This is a genomic window from Prevotella sp. CAG:592, assembly GCF_000436015.1.
Taxonomy (GTDB): Bacteria; Bacteroidota; Bacteroidia; order Bacteroidales; family Bacteroidaceae; genus Prevotella; species Prevotella pectinovora.
In genome coordinates this window covers 1-1,340 of the sequence record NZ_FR892509.1, presented here as the reverse complement: position 1 = coordinate 1,340, position 1,340 = coordinate 1, and the positions used below count along the sequence as shown (strand labels likewise).

At 47.7% G+C, this 1,340-nt stretch carries 2 protein-coding genes; both read right to left on the bottom strand.

Translation table 11 applies throughout. The annotated features are described in order from the left end of the window. Positions 1 to 39: 39 nt before the first annotated feature. Positions 40 to 822: a hypothetical protein gene (locus QVO99_RS01665; protein ID WP_288176865.1), complete on the bottom strand. Its 783-nt coding sequence runs from the start codon at positions 820 to 822 to the stop codon at positions 40 to 42. Beyond that, positions 714 to 1,031 carry an RNA polymerase sigma factor gene (locus tag QVO99_RS01660; RefSeq protein ID WP_022315851.1) on the bottom strand — a complete coding sequence of 106 codons (318 nt, stop codon included), beginning with the start codon at positions 1,029 to 1,031 and terminating at the stop codon, positions 714 to 716. Before QVO99_RS01660 ends, QVO99_RS01665 begins: the two co-directional genes overlap by 109 nt. Between the last annotated feature and the right edge of the window lie 309 nt (positions 1,032 to 1,340).

The following is a 1,340-nucleotide window of genomic DNA, read 5'->3' as shown; positions in this document are numbered from 1 at the left end:
GGGGGGGGCTGACTTCTTCCAATTCGAGAGTCAGTATCATCATTTGCCCTGGAGCTCGGTTCCGGAGATTTTCTTCAGACTGTTGGTCGCCACATTAAATATACCCTTGATATATTTGTCGGGAGTACGCTCCTGCAGCTCTTTCATACCGTCGATACACAATGCGCGCTCATCCATAGTCATCACCGATCCCTTCTGCTTGCAGAGGTCGAGGATGGAATTTGCGAGTCCGGTCAGCAGGTTGGTGTTGTCGATATTGTCTCTCAGATTATTGAGATAAGCGGCACGAAGGTTGCCGAACTGCTGGATGGGATCGGTGTTGCTGCCCACGAGAGGTTTGGAAGCAGACTGCTGCATTCCCTTTACATTGCCGTCGGCTCCTATTTTCATGACGTTTCCCTCACCATCGTCAATAGTCATCGAACCGTCTTTCTCTATCACTATCCGCTGCCTGTTCGACTTGAGGATGGTCTTGCCTTCTTTCGTCTCTATAGTATCGGTACCATCAACGATTTTCCCGCCAAAAGCCTTTGCCAGTTTTCCCAAGTCGCCCAGACCTGACAATACCGAGAGATCGCCGAGGTCGAACGAGTCATCATCATCGTCGTCGTCGTCAATGCTGTCGAGTTTGTCTGAGAGGTCTTCAAGATTCTTCAGCACTCCGTCGAGGTTCTGTGCGGAGCGTTTCTGCTTGGCAGACATCTTCTTGGGGTTCATACTGTAAAGCTTATACACCTTGCCTTCGATGTTCTTCCCGCGTTTCTGCCATTCCAGTCCGTAGACATAGCGATAGAGAGAGTCGGCGGTATCATCAACACACATCGTGAAATAGACAGATGCCTGGCTATTGTAGTGGCCATCGCCGCGGCAGACGGTTTGTCGTCTATCTTCTCTCTGATGGTCCATAGCTTGAGCATCGTGTCTTGAGCCACATCCTCAGCCGAGTCTGAATCGAGCCGGAATCCCCTCGCCAGCGTCACTATGCGCCGGCGCAGGTCTGCTGCCATGTCTTCAAACTCTTTCTGAACCATACTCATACATTTATATATATACATGACGCCGTTTCCTCCTGCCGTCACTCTATTAACGCACGATACACAGGATTATGAACAGACATTAATATTGTTTAACAATCAGGCAATAAACTTGCATACTGAAAAATACGAACAATGTGTCGAAAATGTGTAGATTCGCACAAAACAAGTACCAAAAATGTGTAAAGCTTCACATTTTTAGCACATCAACGATTCAATACCTCCTAAAAAAACCGCAACGCCGTCGAATTGACACGTTGCGGTTTTTTGATTATTTCCCTAAAATCCGCAACTATCATCCAATAC